Raw genomic sequence first — 3,551 nt, forward strand, 5'->3', positions numbered from 1 at the left:
CATCGTAGCTGTGACACGGTGCATGTCCTTTCTCTGCAGCGGGAACGGTGGCGCGGCCATGCTGGGGGCTGCCAGACCGGTTCCCGCCAGCCAGGCGGTCAGGGTTTTCAACATCGTTCTTCGCTCCATGACGGGTTCTCCACTCGGGTTGCGGGGGCTGGGCGTGCATCGGGGCCTCGTCGGCGCTTCGCAGGCCATGGGCGTCAGTCGCACGGCGGCGTGCATTCTTACAGCAGGCGCCCATGGCCGACGCCGAAGGGTGTCGCAGCGGGATACGCCGCCCCACCCTAGGTCTTTTCGAGAAAAGGCGCTACCACGCTCTGCGTGTCCTGGCTACCGACCACCGGCACCAGCTCCGCCGTCATGCCACAGCCCTGCCATTCCAGCACCCACTGCTGCAGCACACGCAGGTCGTCGCAGTCCATGAGCTGAAAGCACCGGCTGAAGTTGGGCTCCACCCAGCTGTCGATGTATTTCAAGCCCGCGGGCAGCTTGCGCGAGCCGCTTCGCAGCTGGCGGTAGACCGGCAGCATGTCGTTGTCTTTGAAATGCTCGATGACCATGAACAGCATGACGTGCCCCCTGAAGGTTCAGACTTCTGCGATTGTCCCGCTTTGCCCACGATCTTGCCAACGCGCGGCGTGGCCAGGCGCTTGGTGCCGCTTGGGGCCGCCGCCGCCAGTTAAAATCGACCGCATACCCGAGCTACAGCAACCCAGGCCCCCTGCCTGGCGCGTCGCAGCCTATTCGTGACCGTCCCGGCACCGCGTGCCCACGGCGTGGCGGCACATCCTCTTCTTTTTGAACCCGGTCTTGCCTGCATGGGCTAAGCCGGATACACGCGACGATCCATGATTTCAGTGCAACGCATACGCCAGCAATGGTTTTCCAATATCCGCGGCGATGTGCTGGCCGGTACCGTGGTGGCGCTGGCCTTGATTCCCGAGGCGATTGCCTTTTCCATCATCGCGGGGGTGGACCCCAAGGTCGGTCTGTACGCATCCTTCTGCATCGCGGTGGTGATCGCTTTTGCGGGCGGTCGCCCCGGCATGATCTCGGCCGCCACCGGCGCCATGGCGCTGGTGATGGTGACGCTGGTGAAAGACCACGGCTTGCAGTATCTGCTGGCGGCCACCTTGCTCACCGGCGTGTTGCAAATCGGCGCCGGTGCGCTGCGGCTGGGTTCGCTGATGCGCTTTGTCTCGCGCTCGGTGGTCACCGGTTTTGTGAACGCACTGGCGATTCTGATTTTCATGGCGCAACTGCCCGAACTCACCAACGTGGGCTGGCAGGTGTACGCCATGGTGGCGGCCGGGCTGGGCATCATCTACCTGCTGCCCTACCTCACCAAGGCCGTGCCTTCGCCGCTGGTCACCATCGTGGTGCTCACCGGCGTGAGCCTGTGGCTGGGGCTGGACATCCGCACCGTGGGCGACATGGGCGAACTGCCCGACAGCCTGCCGATCTTCCTGCTGCCCGACGTGCCGCTCAACTGGGACACCTTGCGCATCGTGTTTCCGTTCTCGGCCACGCTGGCCGTGGTCGGCCTGCTCGAATCCATGATGACGGCGCAGATCGTGGACGATCTGACCGACACCGACAGCAACAAGAGCCGCGAATGCGTGGGCCAAGGTGTGGCCAACATCGCCAGCGGACTGCTCGGCGGCATGGCTGGCTGCGCCATGATCGGGCAGTCGGTCATCAACGTGAAATCGGGTGGGCGCGGGCGCCTGTCCACCCTGGTGGCGGGCGTGTTCCTGCTGATCCTGGTGGTGTTCCTGGGCGACTGGGTGCGGCAGATTCCGATGGCGGCACTGGTCGCCGTCATGATCATGGTGTCCATCGGCACCTTCAGCTGGTCGTCGTTGGGCAACCTGCGCACCCACCCCAAAAGCTCCAGCGTGGTCATGCTGGCCACAACCCTGGTCACGGTGTTCACGCACGACCTCGCCCAAGGTGTGCTGGTGGGCGTATTGCTGAGCGGGTTCTTTTTTGCCCACAAGGTCGGTCGCATTCTCTGGGTCGGCTCCGAGGCCAGCGCCGATGGGCGCGTGCGCACCTACCGGGTGGTGGGCCAGGTGTTCTTCGCTTCCGCCGACGCCTTTCTCGCCCACTTCGATTTCAAGGAAGTGCTGGACAAGGTGGTGATCGACATGAGCCACGCCCACTTCTGGGACATCACCGCGGTGAGCGCGGTGGACAAAGTGGTGCTCAAATTCCGCCGCGAAGGCACCGAGGTGGAATTGCTGGGCATGAACAAAGCCAGCGCCACCATGCTCGACCGTTTTGCGGTGCACGACAAGCCCGACGCGGTTGAACAAATGATGCACTGAGCGCTCCAACCCCTTGCAGCCTCAGACCGACCCAGATCGCACCCGCACGGAGATCCCATGAATCTTTCTCTCAAAACCATCGCCTGCGTGGACGCCACCAGCGCATCGCCCGACGTCTGCGACTGGGCCGCCTGGGCTTCCCGCCGGCTGGGCGCGCCACTGGAATTGCTGCACGTGCTGGAACGCCACCCCGAACTCGCGCCCCTGGCCGATTTCAGCGGCACCTTGAGCATGGACGTGCGCGAAGGCCTGCTGAGCGACCTGGCCGCCGTGGACGAGCAGCGCAGCAAGCTGGCGCAAGAACACGGGCGCCTGCTGCTGGAGCAGTTGCACTCGCGCGTGGTGCAGAACGGCCACGCCGACGTCAGCCAGCGGCAGCGCCACGGCGACCTGGCCGAGAACCTGCTGGATCTGCAGAACGAAACCCGCTTGTATGTGCTGGGCCGCACCCACCAAACCTCCGGCAGCGGCAAACTGCACCTGGACCACCACCTGGAACGCGCCATCCGCGCCGTGGCCCGCCCGGTGCTGGTGGCCACCGGTGCCCTGCACGAACCGCAGCGCTTCATGGTGGCGTTCGACGGCAGTCTGACCGGGCGCAAAACTGTCGAACGCATCGCCACCAGCCCCTTGCTCAAAGGCATGGCCTGCCATGTGGTCCAGGTCTCGCACGATGCGGCGGCGGCTGAAGCTTCGCTGCAATGGGCGCGTGGTGTACTGGAGGAAGAAGGCTTTGGCGTGATCACGCAACACACCAGTGGCGAGCCCGAACTGGCGCTGGTGAGCTACGCGCTGCAGCACGGCATGGAATTGCTGGCAATGGGCGCGTACGGCCATTCGCGCATCCGACAGCTGATTCTGGGCAGCACCACATCGACGCTGCTGCGCACCAGCCCGGTGCCGATTCTGATACTGCGCTAGGAGTCTGCGCGGCAGAAGGCGTCGAGAGCGAAAATCGCCCCCAGCGAGGACAGTTTTTGCCGGATGTGCAGCCCCATAGCCCGGCTATGGGGCAAATAGACGGTAAAAAATGGACCGCTGCGGGCGATTTGCAGCCGACGCCTCTTCTGCCGCGCAGGCTCCTAGGGCTTTTCCTCGCCCGGGACCGGGTCCACCTGCGTGCGCGGGTCCATCAGCAGCACCGCCTGCGAACCGACCCCCATGAGCACGAACTCGGCTTTTTCTTCCACCGGAACCACCACCTTCTTGCGCAAGCGC

3 protein-coding genes are annotated in these 3,551 nt (G+C 64.6%); 2 read left to right on the plus strand and 1 reads right to left on the minus strand.

Features of this window, described 5'->3' with window-relative positions; all coding sequences use genetic code 11:
* Positions 1-287: 287 nt before the first annotated feature.
* Positions 288-572 carry a DUF3303 domain-containing protein gene (locus ABYB95_RS19425; RefSeq protein WP_372660647.1) on the minus strand — a complete coding sequence of 95 codons (285 nt, stop codon included), beginning with the start codon at positions 570-572 and terminating at the stop codon, positions 288-290.
* Positions 573-851: 279 nt separating this feature from the next.
* Here ABYB95_RS19425 and ABYB95_RS19430 point away from each other — a divergent pair, with 279 nt between their 5' ends.
* Positions 852-2,333: a SulP family inorganic anion transporter gene (locus ABYB95_RS19430; RefSeq protein ID WP_372660650.1), complete on the plus strand. Its 1,482-nt coding sequence runs from the start codon at positions 852-854 to the stop codon at positions 2,331-2,333.
* A gap of 57 nt (positions 2,334-2,390) precedes the next feature.
* Entirely contained in the window at positions 2,391-3,254 is an 864-nt protein-coding gene (locus ABYB95_RS19435; RefSeq protein ID WP_372660653.1) for a universal stress protein, read from the plus strand.
* Positions 3,255-3,551: the final 297 nt, after the last annotated feature.

Source organism: Hydrogenophaga sp., from assembly GCF_041633695.1.
Taxonomy (GTDB): domain Bacteria; phylum Pseudomonadota; class Gammaproteobacteria; order Burkholderiales; family Burkholderiaceae_C; genus Hydrogenophaga.